At 72.1% G+C, this 18,647-nt stretch carries 18 protein-coding genes; 7 read left to right on the forward strand and 11 right to left on the reverse strand.

Annotated features, from left to right (window positions below):
* Positions 1-168: 168 nt before the first annotated feature.
* The 3 genes from rplT to infC all read right to left on the reverse strand — a co-directional run bounded on the left by rplT (position 169) and on the right by infC (position 1,650).
* Positions 169-555, reverse strand: coding sequence for a 50S ribosomal protein L20 (gene rplT / locus ACFYWI_RS19055; RefSeq protein WP_389233260.1), 387 nt, complete (start codon positions 553-555; stop codon positions 169-171).
* Positions 556-658: 103 nt separating this feature from the next.
* Positions 659-853 carry a 50S ribosomal protein L35 gene (gene rpmI, locus ACFYWI_RS19060; protein WP_389233263.1) on the reverse strand — a complete coding sequence of 65 codons (195 nt, stop codon included), beginning with the start codon at positions 851-853 and terminating at the stop codon, positions 659-661.
* 122 nt (positions 854-975) lie between these two features.
* A complete protein-coding gene (gene infC / locus ACFYWI_RS19065) occupies positions 976-1,650 on the reverse strand; it encodes a translation initiation factor IF-3 (protein WP_389233266.1) in 675 nt (224 codons plus the stop codon).
* A gap of 353 nt (positions 1,651-2,003) precedes the next feature.
* Between infC and ACFYWI_RS19070 the strand changes: the two genes are divergently transcribed.
* Entirely contained in the window at positions 2,004-2,366 is a 363-nt protein-coding gene (locus ACFYWI_RS19070) for a DUF1844 domain-containing protein (RefSeq protein WP_389233269.1), read from the forward strand.
* Between the two features lie 10 nt (positions 2,367-2,376).
* Here the strand turns inward: ACFYWI_RS19070 and ACFYWI_RS19075 are convergent, their stop codons facing one another.
* Positions 2,377-3,111: an SseB family protein gene (locus tag ACFYWI_RS19075; RefSeq protein WP_389233272.1), complete on the reverse strand. Its 735-nt coding sequence runs from the start codon at positions 3,109-3,111 to the stop codon at positions 2,377-2,379.
* 23 nt (positions 3,112-3,134) lie between these two features.
* On the opposite strand from ACFYWI_RS19075, the gene ACFYWI_RS19080 reads away from it, so the two are divergent.
* On the forward strand, positions 3,135-3,731 hold the full coding sequence (locus ACFYWI_RS19080) for a serine hydrolase (protein ID WP_389233275.1): 597 nt from the start codon (positions 3,135-3,137) through the stop codon (positions 3,729-3,731).
* Between the two features lie 261 nt (positions 3,732-3,992).
* On the opposite strand, the gene mycP is transcribed toward ACFYWI_RS19080, so the two are convergent.
* Both mycP and ACFYWI_RS19090 read right to left on the reverse strand, forming a co-directional pair.
* Positions 3,993-5,171, reverse strand: a complete 1,179-nt coding sequence (gene mycP / locus ACFYWI_RS19085; RefSeq protein WP_389233278.1) for a type VII secretion-associated serine protease mycosin — start codon at positions 5,169-5,171, stop codon at positions 3,993-3,995.
* Positions 5,168-5,953: a hypothetical protein gene (locus ACFYWI_RS19090; protein ID WP_389233280.1), complete on the reverse strand. Its 786-nt coding sequence runs from the start codon at positions 5,951-5,953 to the stop codon at positions 5,168-5,170. The genes mycP and ACFYWI_RS19090 overlap by 4 nt, the downstream gene beginning before the upstream one ends.
* 1,325 nt (positions 5,954-7,278) lie before the next feature.
* On the opposite strand from ACFYWI_RS19090, the gene ACFYWI_RS19095 reads away from it, so the two are divergent.
* Entirely contained in the window at positions 7,279-8,460 is a 1,182-nt protein-coding gene (locus ACFYWI_RS19095; protein WP_389233283.1) for an amino acid deaminase/aldolase, read from the forward strand.
* Between the two features lie 106 nt (positions 8,461-8,566).
* Here the strand turns inward: ACFYWI_RS19095 and ACFYWI_RS19100 are convergent, their stop codons facing one another.
* From ACFYWI_RS19100 to ACFYWI_RS19115, 4 genes are read right to left on the reverse strand one after another with little or no spacing between them, the layout of a single operon-like run.
* Complete coding sequence (locus ACFYWI_RS19100; protein ID WP_389233286.1) at positions 8,567-9,610, reverse strand: DUF2510 domain-containing protein; 1,044 nt, start codon at positions 9,608-9,610, stop codon at positions 8,567-8,569.
* 31 nt (positions 9,611-9,641) lie between these two features.
* Positions 9,642-10,424 carry a 3-oxoacyl-ACP reductase gene (locus ACFYWI_RS19105; RefSeq protein ID WP_389233289.1) on the reverse strand — a complete coding sequence of 261 codons (783 nt, stop codon included), beginning with the start codon at positions 10,422-10,424 and terminating at the stop codon, positions 9,642-9,644.
* 6 nt (positions 10,425-10,430) lie between these two features.
* Positions 10,431-11,801: an aldehyde dehydrogenase family protein gene (locus ACFYWI_RS19110; protein WP_389233292.1), complete on the reverse strand. Its 1,371-nt coding sequence runs from the start codon at positions 11,799-11,801 to the stop codon at positions 10,431-10,433.
* 8 nt (positions 11,802-11,809) lie between these two features.
* The gene (locus tag ACFYWI_RS19115; protein ID WP_389233295.1) at positions 11,810-13,183 is read right to left on the reverse strand and encodes a glutamine synthetase family protein; all 1,374 of its coding nucleotides are present in this window, start codon (positions 13,181-13,183) and stop codon (positions 11,810-11,812) included.
* A gap of 78 nt (positions 13,184-13,261) precedes the next feature.
* Here ACFYWI_RS19115 and ACFYWI_RS19120 point away from each other — a divergent pair, with 78 nt between their 5' ends.
* The 3 genes from ACFYWI_RS19120 to ACFYWI_RS19130 all read left to right on the forward strand — a co-directional run bounded on the left by ACFYWI_RS19120 (position 13,262) and on the right by ACFYWI_RS19130 (position 16,347).
* Positions 13,262-14,026, forward strand: a complete 765-nt coding sequence (locus tag ACFYWI_RS19120; protein ID WP_389233298.1) for a FadR/GntR family transcriptional regulator — start codon at positions 13,262-13,264, stop codon at positions 14,024-14,026.
* A gap of 127 nt (positions 14,027-14,153) precedes the next feature.
* On the forward strand, positions 14,154-15,620 hold the full coding sequence (gene eat / locus ACFYWI_RS19125) for an ethanolamine permease (RefSeq protein ID WP_389233301.1): 1,467 nt from the start codon (positions 14,154-14,156) through the stop codon (positions 15,618-15,620).
* A 28-nt stretch (positions 15,621-15,648) separates the two neighbouring features.
* The gene (locus ACFYWI_RS19130) at positions 15,649-16,347 is read left to right on the forward strand and encodes a gamma-glutamyl-gamma-aminobutyrate hydrolase family protein (RefSeq protein WP_389233304.1); all 699 of its coding nucleotides are present in this window, start codon (positions 15,649-15,651) and stop codon (positions 16,345-16,347) included.
* An 89-nt stretch (positions 16,348-16,436) separates the two neighbouring features.
* On the opposite strand, the gene ACFYWI_RS19135 is transcribed toward ACFYWI_RS19130, so the two are convergent.
* On the reverse strand, positions 16,437-17,369 hold the full coding sequence (locus ACFYWI_RS19135) for a LysR family transcriptional regulator (RefSeq protein ID WP_389233307.1): 933 nt from the start codon (positions 17,367-17,369) through the stop codon (positions 16,437-16,439).
* Between the two features lie 70 nt (positions 17,370-17,439).
* On the opposite strand from ACFYWI_RS19135, the gene ACFYWI_RS19140 reads away from it, so the two are divergent.
* Positions 17,440-18,606, forward strand: coding sequence for a TDT family transporter (locus ACFYWI_RS19140; RefSeq protein ID WP_389233310.1), 1,167 nt, complete (start codon positions 17,440-17,442; stop codon positions 18,604-18,606).
* Positions 18,607-18,647 lie beyond the last annotated feature (41 nt).

Here is an 18,647-nt window from a genome sequence, read left to right on the forward strand (position 1 = left end):
GACTGGTCCGGGGCCGGCCCGGAACGACTGCGGGGTGCCCCGGCCGACCCGCTGAACTCCGACCGGGGGTTCGGGGGCCGGGGTGTCGCCCCGGGAACAACGCCAAACGAACCGGACCCGCAGGCCTCGTGGCCTGCGGGTCCGGTCAAGTCCGGTTCAACGGACCCGTCAGGCGGCAGCCTTGGGGGCGTTGACGTCGCTCGGAAGCGCCTTCTGCGCGACCTCGACGAGGGCGGCGAACGCGCCCGCGTCGTTGACCGCGAGCTCGGCCAGGATCTTGCGGTCCACCTCGATGTTGGCGGCCTTCAGACCCTGGATGAGACGGTTGTACGTCATGCCGTTCTGGCGGGCAGCGGCGTTGATGCGCTGGATCCACAGCTGACGGAAGTCGCCCTTGCGCTTCTTGCGGTCGTTGTAGTTGTAGACCAGGGAGTGGGTGACCTGCTCCTTGGCCTTGCGGTACAGGCGCGAACGCTGACCGCGGTAACCGCTGGCCTGCTCGAGGATCGCCCGGCGCTTCTTGTGGGCGTTGACTGCCCGCTTGACGCGTGCCACTTGTTAACTCCTTGTAGCGGGGCCGTGGTTGGTGGTCACACGGCCCGGAAACGAATAGGTCCCGGTCTCGGCGTCCCGTCCCCTTCGCGGGGGACGGCGGACGTCACTTGCCGAGAAGCTTCTTGATCTTCGCGGCGTCGCCCGGGGCCATTTCGGCGTTGCCGGTGAGGCGACGCGTCACGCGGGACGACTTGTGCTCGAGCAGGTGGCGCTTGCCGGCGCGCTCACGGAGCACCTTGCCGGAGCCGGTGATCTTGAAGCGCTTCTTGGCACCGCTGTGCGTCTTGTTCTTCGGCATCGCGCCGTTATCTCCTCGTCAGTGGCGCTCCCCCGGTGCGCACACCGGACAGCAGGAGCGTCAGATCTTGGTTTGTGGATTCCGGGCGGGACCCGGGGCCGCCTGGGTGGCAGCCCCTTCGGTCACGCCTCGGAGGGCTTGTCGGAAGGTGCGTCGGCCGAAGCCTCAGCGCTCTGGTCCGCCGACTCCTCCTGCGTGAAGCCCTGGCGCTCGGCCTTGCGGGCGGCCTGTGCCTCACGCGCCTCGGCCATCGCCTCGGTCTTCTTCTTGTGCGGGCCAAGAACCATGATCATGTTCCGGCCGTCCTGCTTCGGGTTCGACTCGATGAAGCCGAGGTCCTCGACGTCCGAAGCGAGACGCTGCAGCAGGCGGAAGCCAAGCTCGGGGCGGGACTGCTCACGACCACGGAACATGATCGTGATCTTGACCTTGTCGCCCTGCTTGAGGAACCGTACGACGTGACCCTTCTTGGTGTCGTAGTCGTGCGGGTCGATCTTCGGCCGGAGCTTCATCTCCTTGATGACCGTGTGCGCCTGGTTCTTGCGCGCCTCACGGGCCTTCATGGCCGACTCGTACTTGAACTTCCCGTAGTCCATGAGCTTGCAGACGGGCGGACGGGCATTCGCCGCGACCTCGACCAGGTCGAGGTCGTACTCCTGCGCAAGCTCAAGGGCCTTGGCAAGCGGAACAATCCCGACCTGCTCGCCGCTTGGACCGACAAGTCGCACCTCGGGAACGCGAATTCGGTCGTTGATGCGGGGCTCGGCGCTGATGGATCCTCCTCGGTAGCACCACACGACTGCCTGGCAGACAGCCGCGTAACGTCTGTTTCACAGACCAACCGAACCGGAACACGAAAAATGCCCCGGACGGGACACAGGCGGCAGCTCCTCGGAATACCGGAGCACCGCCGCGGTCAACCGCGGGGCGCACATCGGGCGACTTCCATCGTCCGTACGGAACGATGGGCGCCGCCTGACCGGTGACCCGCCGCCCGTAAGGGCAGCCAGGTGGGAGATCGGAGCCTCCACTTGTGGGCCGGACACACACATGTCCAGCCGGTCGTCACACAAGGTTAGCAGCTCCCGGAGGAAGGGGCTAACCGGTGGCCGCGGCGGAAGCCGGAGCGGCGGGGCATATCGTATCCGTCATGAGTGACGCGACCTCCCCCAATGAGTCCCCCGACTTCGACGCCATGACCCGCGACATCGCCGAGGTCCCCGCCGTCGAGGTGATCGTCACGGTCGCGGTGAACCTGATGAGCGCGGCAGCCGTGAAGCTCGGCCTGACCGAGGATGCCGAGGAGCACAAGGACCTGGACGAGGCCCGCAAGCTGGTCCATGCCCTGGCCGGCCTGCTGGACGCCAGCACCACCGAGATCAGCTCCTTCCACGCGGCACCGCTGCGCGACGGGCTGAAGTCGCTGCAGCTGGCGTTCCGCGAGGCGTCGCTGGTGCCGGACGAGCCGGGCCAGGGCCCGGGCGAGAAGTACACCGGCCCCGTCTACGGCTGATCCGCAGCCCTTACCCGCGTACGAACAGGGGCTCGCCCGGAGGGGTGGCCTCGGCCGGCAGCAGTGCCATGTCGAGGCCCCGCACCAGGCGGGCCCTCAGTACGCGGTCGCCCGCCAGTGCCTCGGCGATACGCCGGCCCGCCTCGGCCCAGGCCGCGTCCGCGGCGAGTACGAGGGCGAGCGTGCCGTCCGTGTCCCGGCCCGGTCCGAGATGGGCGCGCAGCACCGCGGGCTCGGCGACGACCGCGGCCCGTACGGCATCGGTGACCGCGGGGTCGGCCAGCGGGTCGGTGCTCGTACGGCCCTCTGCGAGGGCGATCAGGGCCGGACCGGTCAGCTGGTACGGCACGGGTCCGGCCAGATCCAGCACCACCGTGTCCGCCTTCTCGTGGGCGGCGGCCTGGAGCGCCTGATGGAACGGTACGGCGACGGGGCGGGCCTCGGGATCCCAGCGTGCGAGCGAGGCGGTCGAGGTGAACGCGGGCAGGGCCCGGCGGTCACCGGCCGTCAGCGTGGGGACCGCCATGTCGCTGGTCTTCTCGCGGCGCAGCCCCTTCTCGTCCTCCTCGACCTCACCGAGCACGGCGACGACGGGGACGAGCAGCCGGGCGCCCCTGAGCGCCTCGAGGACCGGCTGTTCGGCGGTGCTGTCCTCGGCCCAGGCGGCCAGGGCCGCCTCCAGGGCCGCGTCGGCAGTGCCGTCGTCGTCGGAGAAACCCGGATCGGGAATGTTCTTGAGGGCCACGCGTCGAGCCTATCCTCCTGCCCATGAGTGCCAGCGTCTCGGTCGCCGTGCTCCGCCCGGGCAGTGCGCGGCCCCTGCTGTCCGGGCCCGAGCGGACGTATCCCTCGGCGAGCGTCGTCAAGGTGTCGATCCTGGCGGCCCTGCCCGAGCCGCTGCCGGCGCGGGAGCGGGAACTCGCGCGGGCCATGATCGTCAACAGCGACAACGACGCGGCGTCGTCGCTGTGGGAGACGATCAGCGGCGTGCAGGGGCTGGACGCGGCGCACGCCCGGCTGGGGCTGACCGAGACGGTGGCGGACCGGGCGTGGGGGCTGACCCGGACCACTGCGCGCGATCAGCTCACGCTGCTGCGGGCCGTGTTCGACGGGCCCTATCCGTACCTCCGGTCGCTGATGCAGTACGTGGCCCCCGGGCAGGACTGGGGCGTGTCGGCGGCCGGCGCTCCGTGGGCGCTGAAGAACGGCTGGATGCCGATGCGCGCGACCGGCCTGTGGGTCGTGCACTCGGTGGGGCGGGTCGGGGACAGTCTGATCGCGGTCCTCTCGGACGGTCACCCGACGAAGGAGTCGGGTGTCGCCTGTGTGGAGGCGGCAGCGCGGGAGGCGCTGGCGCGCAGCTGAGTGTCCGCCGTCCGCCCGCGGAGAGCAGCCGCCGGGGCCGCGTCGAGGCGTGAGGCCGCCGCCGGGGTGGGGCAGGGAACGCATCGAGACCGGGGGGCAGCCCCGCCGGTGCGTCCGCGTCGAGGCCTGGGCCCCGCCTCCGGGGCAGGTCGGCACGTCCCACATCGCGGTGTGAGCCCCGCTCCCGGCCGGCGTAGGGCGGACGCGTCCACGTCGAGGCGAGAGCCCGCCCCCGGGCAGGGGCACGTGCGCGTCGCGCCGTCAGCCGGTGCGGCTGGGGGCGAGGCGTCCGCCGCGCCAGAGTGCGACCGCGGCCGCGAGCATCAGCACGCCCATGCCGCCGGCGACCGGGGCGAGCCAGCCCACCGGTTCGTCGTCCCCGTCCGAGGACGAGGGGCCCGAGCCGAAGAACTGCTTGTCGTAACCCGCCGTCGCCGCTTTCGGATCCGCCGGGCGCAGCTTCGCCCCCGCCGCCAGCGCCGCGACCGGGTCCACGAGGCCGTATCCCCTGGAGTCGTCGCGGCCGCCCTTGGGCGCGTTGCGCGCGGTGTCGCGCAGGAGCTTCTTGATCTGGGCCGGGGTCAGGCCCGGGTGGGCGGAGCGGACCAGGGCGACCGCTCCGGAAACGAATGCGGCGGCGGCACTGGTGCCCCAGCCCTGGTAGTAGCGCCGGTCCGGGTCGGCCATCACGATGTCGACGCCCGGAGCGCTGACCGTGGCGTACCAGCGGCGGGTCGAGAAGGACGCGTGGGTGCCGTAGCGGTCGACAGCGGTCACCGCGATCACCCCCGGGTAGGCGGCGGGGAACGAGATGTGGTCGCCCTTCTCGCCTCCGTTGCCGGCCGAGGCGACGACGACCGCGCCCTTGGACAGCGCGTACTGCACCGCGGCGTCCTCGCCCGCGTCGGGGTGCGCCGACTCGCTGTCGTCGCCGAGGGAGAGGTTGATGACGTCGGCGCCCTGGTCGGCGGCCCAGCGGATGCCCTGCGCCAGGGCGCCGCCGCGGGACTTGCGGGCGCGCTCGCGGCCCTTGTCGCCGCCTTCGAGGATGACCCGGACAGGGAGGATCTTCGCCTCGGGGGCGATGCCGATGACCCCGGACTCACGGCCGAAGCCATGGCCGCCGGCCGCGATGATCCCGGCCATGGCGGTGCCGTGCCGGGCCCAGGCGCGGTCGCCCCGCTGCGCCCCGAAACCGATGAAGTCCTTGCCGGGCAGGACCGATCCGGCCAGGTCCGGGTGCTGGTCGTCGACCCCGGTGTCCAGGACCGCGACCGTGATGCCCTTGCCCTTGGTGGTCTGCCAGGCCTGCTCGGTGTGCAGGGCGTCCAGCCCCCACTGCTGGGCCCGGATCGCGTCCGCATGCGCGGGCGTCGCGGGCAGCAGCGCGAAGGCGACGGCCGCGAGGGCGGCGGCGAAGCGGTGGCGGCGGCGCGTCATTCGGGCTTCTCCGTGGCCTTGCCGAAGGCGGTACGCAGTCGGCTCTTGACACCGGCGGCGAGGCCGACGGCCTCATGGCCGAGGCCTGCCTGGGCGGGCGCGGAGGTCGCGCCCTGGGCCTTGGCCTCGTCGGCGGGCTGGGGGTCGGTGACGGTGCGGCCGTCGGTGAAGCCGGAAACGGCGTAGACGACGACGGGCGCCTCGGTCACGACGTCCACGGTCCAGCTCGCCCGCTGCTTGCTGCCGAAGTTCGCGGCGACGGTTCCCCGGGCCGTGAGCGTGCGGGGCATCAGGTCGGTGCGCTCGCCGAGCGACTCGGTGCTGAACCGGTTGCGCAGGGCCTGCATGCCCTGCTCGTCCGCCTCGGTGAAGACCAGGCCGACGGTCGTGACGCTGCTGGCGGTGGCGTCGGTGTACGTGGCGCGCAGGACGCGGGCGCAGCCGACCGGCTCCAGCGTCCGAACCAGCAGGGGGTCGAGGGCGGTGGCGCAGCCGCCGTCGGGGGCGACGGCGATCCGGGTCCAGACGCGGTCTGCGCCGCCCGGTCCCGCGCCGTCGCCCTTGAGGGTGCGGGGGAAGAGCGTGTCGACGGGGACGCTGTGCCACAGGGTGGCGACCTCGTCGTACGCGTCGTGAGCGGCGGGGTCGGCGCTCGAGTCGCCGGTCAGCCAACTGCCGGTGGCCGCGCCGGCGATCAGACCGAGCCCGAGTACGACGCAGGCGACGGCGCCGACGGTCCGCGCGGGGCGCCGGGTCCGTACGGGCCGCAGCCGAGTGGTCATCTCGGCCGGAGTCTCCGGCGGAGCCCATGCGTTGACAGGTGGCCGGGGCGCGCCGGGCCGCGGCGTCATGTCGACGGCCCCGACCGGTCTGCGCCGGACGGGCGCCGGGCTCTGTGGCCCCGTGGCCTGCGAGCGGGGTTCACCGATGGGCCGCAAGCGGGTGGTGGTCTCGACGGCCGGGATGTCGGACGCAGGAGCGGTGCCTTGGCCGGGCACGCCCGGCGCCCCGTTCGCGGCGGCGGTCCGGTCCGCCGGTTCGCCGGGCCCGGTCGCGCCGGGACGGGCAGCGGGGGTGGCGGGCGCAGGCTGGGCAACTCTGCGGTCCACCCCGCCGGACGCAGGCGCGACAGCCGGACGGTCCACCCCGTCGGCGCGCCCAGGCTGGACCGGCACCCGACCGGGCGCAGGCACGCCAGGAGCAGCGGTCCGGTCCACCGGGCCGACGGGCTGCGGCGAGCCAGGCCGGGTGGCGTGCGGGACCGCCCTGCCGGGTGGGGCGCTCGGTGCGGGGGGCATCGACCGCGCGGGTCGGTCCGACGCGGGGGCGGCGGGGGCGGAGGCGGTCGGCGGTGCCGATGGGCCCGATCCGCCGGGCACGGCACGCGGCATCGGTGGGGCGCTCGGCGCGGGCGGCATCGACGAGACGCCCGAGTGCGGAACAGGCACCGGGCGCTGTTCTGAGGCGGCGGGCTCACGCCCGCCCGGAGCGGACGGCTGTCCGGCGGTCGGCGGGGGCACGGGGGCACTCCGGCCGGACATCGGCCCCTGGCCTCGGCCGACGACCCCGGCCGTGCCCTGCGGCATCGACGTCGCAGCCGTGTCGGGCGCAGCCGCCGGGGGCCCGGGAGGAGCGGGCGGCACAGCCCGCTGCGGGGGCGGTGGCGTGTGAGAGGCCCAGTTCCGCGCACCGGGAAGCCCGGGCCCGGGCCGGGCGGGGGTCGCGGGCGGGATCGGCGGTGCGCCGCCACCGAGCGCCGCCACCGGAGGCGCGGCCGGCATCGGCGGCGTACGCCCGTCGGATTGCCGGGCCTCGGAAACGTCGGGGGCCGGCGGTGCGGGCTCCGGAGGCAAGAAGGCGTCGGAGATCCGGGACGCGGGCCGGGGCTGCGACGCAGGTGACGGGCGCCCTGCCTCCGTGCTCATGCCGCCCCCCGTTTCTGGTTCACATACGCCGGCGGATCACCCTTCGGGGCAGGCCCGTTCGTCACCGCTGCCCGTCACTCTAACGGGCTGGACCAGGCTGGTCGGCCACGCGCCCGAGGGTCCGGGGGATCTGCCCAGAACGTCCCCTACCCCGGGATAATTCGGTCTGGCAAGCTCAGGCCATGACCCGCTACGACAGGGCCACCGCCCATCTCGACGCCCCGCTCGCCGTTGTCGATCTCGACGCGTTCGATGCCAACGCCGCGGATCTGGTGCGCAGAGCGGGCGGCAAGCCGATCCGGCTGGCCAGCAAGTCGGTGCGCTGCCGGGCCCTGCTGGAGCGGGTACTGGCGAGGGACGGCTTCGCCGGGATCATGTCGTTCACGCTCGACGAGTCGCTGTGGCTGGCGCGGGCCGGCTTCGACGACGTGCTGCTGGCGTATCCGTCGGCGGACCGCGCGGGCTTCGCGGAGCTGGCGGGCGACCCCAAGCTCGCCGCGGCGGTGACCGTGATGGTCGACGATCTCGCCCAGCTGGGGCTGATCGACAACGCGCGGTCGGGCGGCAAGGAGGAGATCCGGGTCTGTCTGGAACTCGACACTTCCCTCCATCTCCTCGGCGGACGAGTGCGGATCGGAGCACGCCGCTCCCCGTTGCGCGAGCCCGCCCAGCTGGCCGAGCTGGCCAGGTCGATCGCCCGCAGACCGGGTTTCCGGCTGGTGGGGCTGATGGCGTACGAGGGACATGTCGCCGGGGTCGGCGACGCTGTCGCCGGGGCGCCTCTGCGCTCCGGGGGCGTACGGCTGATGCAGCGCGCGGCCCGCAAGGAGCTCGCCGCCCGTCGGGCCGCCGTGGTCCGGGCGGTGCGGGCGGTGACCCCTGACCTTGAGTTCGTCAACGGCGGCGGCACCGGCAGTGTCCAGCACACCGCCGCCGAGGACGCGGTCACCGAGATCGCAGCGGGCTCGGGCCTGTATCTCCCCCGGCTCTTCGACAACTACACCTCCTTCACCGGGCGTCCGGCCGCGCTGTTCGCCCAGCCCGTGGTGCGCAGGCCCGGCGTCGGTGTGGTGACCGTGCTCGGCGGCGGGTACCCGGCTTCCGGGGCGGCGGGCAAGGACCGGCTGCCCGTTCCGTACCTCCCCCCAGGGCTGCGCTACGACCCGCAGGAAGGCCCGGGCGAGGTCCAGACTCCGCTGCTCGGCTCTGCGGCCGACGATCTGCTGATCGGCGACAAAGTGTGGTTCCGGCATGCCAAGGCCGGGGAGTTGTGCGAGCGCTTCGACACGCTGCATCTGATCGAGGGCGACCGCGTGACGGGCACGGCGCCCACGTACCGGGGCGAGGGCCGCACGTTCCTCTAAGGCCCTGTCCGGGGAGGCGCGCGGCGGACGCAGGCACGCCGTGGAGCGGCCGACACCTCGCCGAGTCCTCGCTCCACCGGGCCCCTGGCCGCGTCCGCTCCCGGGTCTAACCGGGCCCGATACTGCTGCCGACGCCGCCGCTCGTGGCGTCTCCGATCGGGCGGATACCGGCCGCGATCTTGTCCATCAGTTCGAGTCCGGGAGCGTCCGGTCCCGCGTCGAAGGCGAAGCGTACGGTGACCAGCGCACCCGTTCCCACGGGCGAGGGAAAGACCAGGGACTGGACGTAGCCACCGGGCCCCTTGCCGGTGACCACCCGCCAGCGCACCAGATAGCCCGTCCGGCCCGCGACCGCGAAGTTCTGCGACGTGAGCACGGTGTGGGAGGTGATGCCGCCGTGGATGCGTTCGCCGAAGGAGTCCTCGCCGTACGCATCGTCCACAGCCTGCTCGATGTCCTTCTTGGCAACGGCTTCGGCCGATTTCCCGTCCGACTGGGACGCCGTCGCGGACGAGACCTGGCCGTGGCGGCAGACCGGATCGCCATTGCCGGGGCAGTCGTAGGTCTGGTCCGTGTACATGACCGTGCCGTGCTCGAAGGAACTGGTGGACTTCTCCCAGCCTTCGGGAATGGGCATGGTGATGCCGTTGAGCTGGTCGACGAGTTCGGTCGCGGCCTCGCTCGCCGAGGGTGAGGCCGATGCGCTCTGTTCGGGTCCGGCGGTCTTCGGGGCCGTCGGCGAACCCGAAGCGGGCCGGGCCTCGGGGGTGGTTCCGTCCCCTCTGTTGAGGAGTACGGCGCCGACGGCGACCACCGCGACGAGCACCACGCCGGCCGTCGCCAGGGCCACCGTGCGCGACCCGCCGGCCCCACCTGTGGAGCCCGTACCACTCCCTGACCGCTGAGCGGGCACGGTCGGCGGCCCGAAGCCGCCGGCCGCGCCGCCGTCGCCCCCGTACGGCTGACCCGGCACGTGCGTCTGGCCCGGGGCTTGCGGCTGTCCCTGCGCCAGGACCGGCTTCGCCTGCGGTACCGGGCCCGACGCCTGGGCCGCGCGGGAGTGCGCGGTCCAGGCGGTCCCGTCCCACCAGCGTTCGGTCGCGGGCGTGTTGGCGTCCGGATACCAGCCGGGCGGGGTCGTCATGCTCATCCCGCCACCCTATGGGCGGCGGCGGGAGGGCCTACACGGGGGTGACGTACGCGCCCGAGATACCACCGTCGACCAGGAAGTCGGTGGCGTTGACGAACGACGAGTCGTCACTGGCGAGGAAGGCCACCGCGGCCGCGATCTCCTCCGCCTCGGCGAAGCGGCCGACCGGAATGTGCACCAGCCGACGGGCCGCCCGCTCGGGGTCCTTCGCGAACAGCTCCTGCAGCAAAGGGGTGTTGACCGGCCCCGGGCACAGCGCGTTGACCCGGATGCCCTCACGGGCGAACTGGACGCCCAGCTCGCGCGACATGGCGAGCACGCCGCCCTTGGAAGCCGTGTACGAGATCTGCGAGGTGGCCGCGCCCATCCGGGCCACGAAGGACGCGGTGTTGATGATGGAACCCCTGCCCTGGCGCCGCATGTACGGGATGGCGGCCTTGCAGCACAGGAACACCGAGGTCAGGTTCACCTCCTGGACCCGCCTCCACGCCTCGAGTCCCGTCTCCAGGATCGAGTCGTCGTCGGGCGGAGAGATACCGGCGTTGTTGAAGGCGATGTCGACGCTGCCGTAGGTGTCGTAGGCGGCCTTGAACAGCGCCTCGACCTGCTCCGCGTCCGTGACGTCGACGCGTACGAAGGTGCCGTCGACCTCGTCGGCAGCGGCCTTGCCCGCGCTCTCGTCGATGTCGCCGCAGACGACCTTCGCGCCTTCGGCGGCCAGGCGGCGCGCGGTGGCCAGGCCGATGCCGCTGCCGGCGCCGGTGATGACTGCGGTACGGCCAACGAGGCGGCGGCACACAGAAGTGTCGGTCATGGTGGTTCAGGCCTCCGTGCTGATGAAGACGTTCTTGGTCTCGGTGAAAGCGGTGAGGGCGTCGGGACCGAGCTCGCGGCCGAGGCCGGAGCTCTTGTAGCCGCCGAACGGCGTCGAGTAGCGGACGCTGGAGTGGGAGTTGACGGACAGATTGCCCGCGGCGACGGCCCCGGACACGCGCAGGGCGCGGCCGACGTCGCGGGTCCAGACGGACCCCGAGAGGCCGTAGTCGGTGGCGTTGGCGAGCCGGACCGCGTCGGCCTCGTCGTCGAAGGGCAGCACGGCGGCGACCGGCCCGAAGATCTCCTCGGTGGCGGCCGGACAGGCGGGGTCGAGGCCGGTGAGGACCGTCGGCGGGAACCAGAAGCCGGGGCCGGTGGGGGCCGTGCCACGGATCGCCTGGGCGTCGTCGGGGACGTAGGAACGCACCCGTTCCAACTGCGACTTGGAGATCAGCGGTCCCATCTGGGTCCGCTCGTCGGACGGGTCCCCGACCACGACCGCTTCGACGGCGGGCGCGAGGAGTTCCATGAAGCGGTCGTAGACGCGTCGCTCGACCAGGATGCGGGTGCGGGCGCAGCAGTCCTGGCCGCTGTTGTCGAGGAACGACATGGGGGCTGCCGCGGCCGCCTTCTCCAGATCGGCGTCGGCGAAGACGATGTTCGGACTCTTGCCTCCGAGTTCCAGCGTCACCCGCTTCACCTGGTCCGCGCAGAGCGACATGATCCGCTTGCCGATCCGGGTCGAACCGGTGAACACGATCTTCGCCACGCCCCGGTGGCGTACGAGGGCGTCCCCCGCGATGTCGCCGCGCCCCGGCAGCACCTGGAACACATACTCCGGAAGCCCTGATTCCAGGGCGAGTTCGGCGAGGCGCAGTGCGGTGAGAGGTGTGGTCTCGGCGGGCTTGAGGACCACCGCGTTGCCCGCGGCGAGGGCCGGAGCGGTGCCCCAGGCGGCGATCGGCATGGGGAAGTTCCAGGGCGCGATCACGCCGATGACGCCGAGGGGTTCGAGGATGGTGATGTCGAGACCGCCGGGCACCGGGATCTGCCGGCCGCTGAGCCGCTCCACTCCCCCGGCCGCGTAGTCGAGCAGGTCCCGGACATTGCCCGCTTCCCAGCGGGCGTTGCCGATGGTGTGGCCTGCTTCGCGGACCTCGAGGCGGGCGAGTTCGTCGATGTGGTCGTCGACGACCGCGGCGAAGCGGCGCAGCATCCGGGCACGGTCGGCGGGCGCGAGCGCGGCCCAGTGCTTCTGGGCGGCTGCCGCTCGCGTGACCGCGGCGTCGACGTCCTCGGTGGTGGCGCCGGGGACGGTCGCGATGACCTCCTCGGTCGCCGGGTTCAGCACATCGAGTTCGTACGGGTGCGACAAGTGGTGCCTCACATGCGTTCGAAGGAGCGGCGGAGCTCCCAGTCGGTCACCGCGGCGTCGAAGGCATCCAGCTCGACCCGCGCCATGTTGCGGTAGTGAGCGACGACCTCGTCGCCGAAGGCGGCCTTGGCGATGGGGCTGTTCTCCCAGAGCTCGGCGGCTTCGCGCAGGGTGGTCGGGACGTGCTCGTAGTCGGCGGAGTAGGCGTTGCCCGCACAGGCGTCGGGGAGCTGGAGCTGCTGCTCGATGCCGTGGAGCCCTGCCGCGACGAGGGCCGCCACGGCGAGGTGGGGATTGACGTCACCGCCCGGCAGCCGGTTCTCGAACCGCATGGAGCGGCCGTGGCCGACGATGCGCAGCGCGCAGGTGCGGTTGTCGTAGCCCCAGGCGACGGCGGTCGGCGCGAAGGAGCCGGGCTGGAAGCGCTTGTACGAGTTGATGTGGGGCGCGTACAGAAGCGAGAAGTCACGCAGGGCGGCCAGTTGTCCGGCGAGGAAGTGCTGCATGACGGGCGACATGCTGTGTTCCCGGTCGTTCCCGTCACCCGCCATGACGTTGCGTCCGTCGGCGTCCTGCAGGGACAGATGGATATGGCAGGAGTTGCCCTCGCGCTCGTTGTACTTGGCCATGAAGGTGAGCGAGACGCCCTCTTGAGCCGCGATCTCCTTGGCGCCGGTCTTGTAGACGGCGTGCTGGTCGCAGGTGGCCAGGGCTTCGTCGTACTTGAAGGCGATCTCGTGCTGTCCGGGGTTGCACTCGCCCTTGGCGGACTCGACGGTCAGGCCCGCGGCGGCCATCTCGTTGCGGATGCGGCGCAGCAGCGGCTCGATACGGCCGGTGCCGAGTACCGAATAGTCGATGTTGTACTGGTTGGCCGGGGTGAGACCGCGGTAGCCCTGGTCCCAGGCCTGCTCATAGGTGTCCCTGAAGACGATGAACTCCAGCTCCGTGCCGACATGGGCCGTGAAGCCGTGCTCGGCGAGGCGCTCCAGCTGGCGGCGCAGGATCTGGCGGGGCGCGGCGACGACGGGTGAGCCGTCGCTCCAGGCGAGGTCGGCGACGAGCAGCGCGGTGCCCTCGTTCCAGGGGACCCGGCGCAGTGTGGTGAGGTCGGGGTGCATCGCGAAGTCGCCGTAGCCGCGTTCCCACGAGGACATCTCGTAGCCGTCGACGGTGTTCATCTCGGTGTCGACGGCGAGGAGGTAGTTGCAGCCCTCGGTGCCATGCTCCAGGACCTCGTCCAGGAAGAACGGTGCGGCGAACCGCTTGCCCTGGAGCCGGCCCTGCATATCGGGAAAGGCCAGGACGACTGTGTCGATGTCTCCGCTCGTGACGAGGGCACGAAGCTCCTCGACCCCGAGCGGGGGTTTGCGGTCTGCCACGGGATTACGCCTCCTTGGATCAGCCGAGAGCCATAAGGTATTGCTGAAGACCATTGCTTGGGAAGGGGAAACGGCGACGTGGCGAAGACAGGTGAGCGCGCCGACGGGAACACGGGCGACGGGACGGGCGATCCCGCGGACCGGCTGACGCCCGTACTGCGGCCCGTGCGCGCGGGCAACGGCTTCGAGGAGGCGCTGGAACAGATCCTCCAGCTGCTGCGTCTGGGCCTGGTCCCCAGCGGCGAGCGGCTGCCCGCGGAGCGGGAGCTGGCGGAGCGCATGGGCATCAGCCGGGTGACGCTGCGCGAGGTGCTCAAGGTCCTCACCGACCAGGGCCTGGTCGAGAGCCGGCGCGGACGCTACGGCGGAACGTTCGTCCTGCAGCGGCCCGACAGCCATGGCGAGGACGAGCTGCGACGACGCGTCGCGGGCGTGGACATCGAGGACACGCTGCGCTTTCGCGAGGTGCTGGAGGTGGGGGCGGCCGGACTGTGCGCGGCGCACGGACTGGGCGACGAGGACGCCGAACGGCTGCGTACGGCCCTGGCCGCGACGCACGACGCCCCGCTCGCCGACTACCGCAGACAGGACACGCTGCTGCATCTCACCGTGGCCGAGCTGTCCGGGTCCCCCTCGCTGACCGCGCAGTACGCCGCCGTGCGGGCCACACTGAACGATCTGCTGGACTGCATCCCGCTGCTCGTACGGAACCTGGAGCACTCGCAGCACCAGCACGCGGCACTGGTGGAGGCGGTGCTGGACGGCGATCCGGACGCGGCACGCGAGGTGATGCGCGAGCACTGCGAGGGAACGGCGGCACTGCTGCGCGGCTTTCTGCCGTAGTCCGGCGCGGCGGCCCATGCTCCGTCGGCCGATCCGTAACCTCGCATTTACGCACGGGTCTTGCGCCGCCCCCGGAGCTGCCGCAAAGGTGTGCCCACAAACCTTTGACCTCTGCCAGGAGCGACCCATGGCTGAAGGCACCACTTCGCGCACCCCGTCCCCCACGTCCTCCCCGGCCGAGCTCGAGGGCGACACCTATCTGCACCGGCGCACACTGCGCAGAGGCAGCGCCGGCTGGCTGCTGCTGACCGGACTCGGCGTCGCCTATGTCGTCTCCGGCGACTTCTCCGGCTGGAACATCGGTCTGTCCAAGGGCGGATTCGGCGGACTGGCCATAGCAACGCTGCTGATGGGCGCGATGTACGCCTGTCTTGTCTTCGCGCTCGCCGAACTGTCGGCGATCCTGCCGACGGCGGGCGGCGGCTACGGTTTCGCCCGCCGCGCACTCGGCACCTGGGGCGGCTTCCTGACCGGCACGGCGATCCTCATCGAATACATCCTGGCGCCCGCCGCGATCTCGATCTTCATCGGCGACTACGTCGAATCCCTCGGGCTGTTCGGCCTCACGTCGAGCTGGCCGGTCTATCTCGCCTGCTTCGCCATCTTCATCGCCATCCACCTGTGGGGTGTGGGCGAGGCACTGCGCTTCAGCCTGGTGGTGACGGCGATCGCGGTCGCGGCACTGCTGATCTTCGCGGTGGGCGCGTTCACGGACTTCCACGCAGGCGGGCTGGACGACATCCCGGTCGACCAGGACGCTATGGGAGCGAACTCCTGGCTGCCGTTCGGGCTGCTCGGCATCTGGGCCGCCTTCCCGTTCGGCATGTGGTTCTTCCTCGGCGTCGAGGGTGTGCCACTGGCCGCGGAGGAGGCGAAGGACCCGGTGCGCTCGATGCCGAGGGCCCTCGCTCTGTCCATGGGCATTCTGGTGCTGCTGGCCGTGATCACCTTCTTCGCATCGACCGGCGCCCGCGGCTCCGCGGCGATCCAGGAGGCAGGAAACCCGCTGGTCGTGGCGTTGCAGGGAGACGGTGACCCGACACCGCTGAGCCGGTTCGTCAACTACGCGGGCCTCGCGGGACTCGTCGCCTCCTTCTTCTCCCTGATCTACGCGGGCTCCCGGCAGCTGTTCGCCCTGTCCAGGGCCGGCTATCTGCCGCGCTTCCTGTCGCTGACCAGCCGCCGCAAGTCGCCCTACCTCGGACTGCTGATCCCGGGGGCGATCGGTTTCGCCCTGGCCGCCGGCACCGGCAACGGGATGCGGATGCTGAACATCGCGGTGTTCGGGGCGACGATCAGCTACGCGCTGATGGCGCTCTCGCACATCGTGCTGCGCCGCCGCGAGCCCGAACTCCCGCGCCCCTACCGGACTCCGGGCGGCGTCCTCACCTCGTCCGTCGCCTTCGTCCTCGCGCTGTCCGCCCTGGTGGCGACCTTCCTGGTGGACAAGGACGCGGCGTTCATGGCGCTCGGTGTCTACGCCGTCGCACTCGCCTACTTCGCGTTCTACAGTCGGCACCATCTGGTGGCACGGGCGCCGGAGGAGGAGTTCGCGGCACTCGCGGCCGCCGAGGCCGAGCTGGAACGAGACTGACCGTACATCGATCAGGAACGGAGTCACCGTGCCCAAGCCGCTCATCGGCGTCAGCACCTATCTGGAGACCTCGGCCCGGTGGGGCGTATGGGACCTGCCCGCAGCGCTCCTGCCCGCCGGATATCCGCGCCTGGTCCAGGCGGCGGGCGGCCTCACGGCGATGCTCCCGCCGGACGACCCGGCGCTCGCCGGAGCGGTGGTGGCCCGGCTGGACGGCCTGGTCGTCGCGGGCGGCCCGGATGTGGAGCCCGTGCGCTACGGCGCCGAGCGCGAGCACCGCACCGGACCGCCGGCCCGGGAACGGGACGACTGGGAACTCGCCCTGATCCACGCGGCCCTGGCCTCCGGTACGCCGCTGCTCGGCATCTGCCGCGGAATGCAGCTGCTGAACGTGGCCCTGGGCGGCACCCTGGTCCAGCACCTGGACGGGCACATCGGCTCGGTGGGCGTGTTCGGCGAGCATGCGGTGAAGCCGGTGCCGGGCACGCTGTACGGGCGGATCGTGCCGGAGGAGTCGGACGTTCCGACGTACCACCACCAGTCGGTGGACCGCCTCGGCACAGGTCTCGTGCCCAGCGCCCACGCCGCGGACGGCACCGTCGAGGCCGTGGAACTGCCGGGCGCCTGGGTGCTGGGCGTGCAGTGGCATCCCGAGATGGGCGAGGACACGAGGGTCATGGCGGCGCTGGTCCGGGCGGCGGCCGATCTCGGCCCCGCCGGAATGTGAGGCGCGGGGCCGGGGCGGAGCCCCCGGTTGCGGGAAGGGCCGGAGAAAGCGCCCCGCACAGCGGTCCCCGCACCCGACCCGCCCCCTCCTCACCCCGTCGGTGACCCCCGCGTCAGCCCCAGGAGATCCCGCGCCGGCCCCGTCGGACGCTGCGCGTGCGGCCATACGGCCCGCAGGTCGCGGTCCAGCCGCACGCCCTCGACCGGGATACGCGTCAGCCGCCGGGACGACAGCTCCTCCGTGACGGCGAGTTCGCTGAGCACCGCCGGGCCGGCGCCGCTGACCGCCGCCGCCTTCACCGCCGTGGTGGAGGCCAGCTCGAGCAACGGTTCCGCGAGGCCGCCGTACGCGGACAGGGCGGAGTCGAGCACCTGGCGCGTGCCCGAGCCCCGTTCGCGCAGCACCAGCGGCATGGCCGCCAGCTCCGCGGGGGTCAGCGGCGCACGGCGCCGCCGCGCCCACGCGTGGCTCGGGGCCGCGACCACCAGCAGCCGGTCGTGTCCGATGACCGTGCCGTCCAGACCCTCCGGGACGGACAGCCCCTCGACGAAGCCCAGGTCCGCCTCGCCGGCCAGTAGCCGGCCGGCCACCGCGGCCGAGTTGCCCGCCAGCAGAGAGACCGCGGTGCCGGGCCGCTGCGCGCGGAGCGCGATCAGCCAGCCGGGCAGCAGATACTCGGCGATCGTCATGCTCGCGGCGACCCGCAGCCGCGAGTCGCGCCGCCCTCGCAGTGCCTGCGCACCGGCGTCGAAGGCCTCCGCGGCCTCCACGATCCGCCGCGCCCAGTCGGTGACCAGCGCGCCGGCGTCGGTGAGCCGGGAGCCACGGGGCGAGCGGTCGACGAGTGCCACGCCCAGCTGGCGTTCCATCGAGCGGATCCGGCTGCTGGCGGCGGGCTGGGTGATGCCGAGCTCGCGGGCCGCACGCCCCAGACTGCCGTGCCGGGCGACGGCGAGCAGCAATTCCAGCGCGCCCAGGTCGGGCACGCGGTGGGCGAGCGGCACACGTTCCTCGTCACTCATAAGACCAGCTTATGGGGGCATAGGGAAAAGATCCCTGGTGGGCCTCCTTTCCCCTGGCCACAGTGGTGGCATGGTCACCGCCGTCCAACCCCGCCTGCAGATCGACACGACCGCTCCCACCCCCGTGGCCGTCCGACTGCCCGCACTCGAGCACCTCGGCCCGAACTGGTACGCAGCGGTGATGGGCACCGCGGTCGTGGGGACCGCCGGGGTCGGCCTGCCGCTCGACGTCCCTGGCCTGACCGCTGCCTGCACGGCGGTATGGGCGCTGTCCGCGGTGCTCCTGGCCGCCTTGCTGACCGCCCGCACGACGCACTGGATCCTCCACCGCGACCAGGCCCGCGCCCATCTGCTCGACCCGTCCGTCGCCCCGTTCTACGGCTGTCTGTCCATGGCCCTGCTCGCCGTCGGCATCGGCACGCTGACCGTAGGCCGGGGCGTGATCGGCGAGCACACAGCTGTGCCGGTGGCCTTCGCCCTCTTCGCGGCGGGAACGGCTGTCGGGCTCACTGCGGCTGTAGCCGTGCCCTGTCTGATGGTGGTGCGCCACAGGGTGAGCCCCGGCGGCGCATCCCCGGTGTGGCTGCTGCCCGTTGTCGCGCCGATGGTCTCCGCGTCGTTCGGTCCGCTGCTGGTCCCGTATCTGCCGGCGGCCGGCCAGTGGCGCGAGACGATGCTGCTTGCGAGCTACGCGCTGTTCGGGATCAGCCTGCTGGCGACCCTCCTGATCCTGCCGGTGGTCATCGCCCGCCTCCTGCACCACGGCCCGCTGCCACTCGCGCTCACCCCGGCGCTCTTCCTCGTCCTCGGTCCGCTCGGCCAGTCGACCACCGCCGTGAGCAAGCTCGCCGACATCGCGCCCGGCGCGATCCAGGCTCCGTACGCAGCAGGTCTCGCCGCACTCGCCGTCGTCTACGGCGTGCCGGTGATGGGATTCGCCCTGCTGTGGCTGGCGCTGGCCGGCGCGATGGTGCTGCGGGCGGCACGCCACGGCATGCGCTTCAGCCTGAGCTGGTGGGCCTTCACCTTCCCGGTCGGCACCTGTGTCACAGGGGCCGGAGCACTGGCGCACCACACGGGTCTGGTGGTGTACGAGTGGCTCGCCGTCGTCCTGTACGTGTTCCTGGTGGCGGCATGGGCGGTTGCCGGACTGCTCACGCTACGGGGCCTGCTGCGCGGGGAGCTGCTCGCAGCACCTCGGGACGTTCGGCCGGACGCCGGAGAACCGATGCCGTAACCGCGGTTGACCTCTGTTGTCCCCTCGTTTGCTGTCCCCTC

This window comes from Streptomyces sp. NPDC002889 (genome assembly GCF_042888425.1).
Taxonomy (GTDB): domain Bacteria; phylum Actinomycetota; class Actinomycetes; order Streptomycetales; family Streptomycetaceae; genus Streptomyces.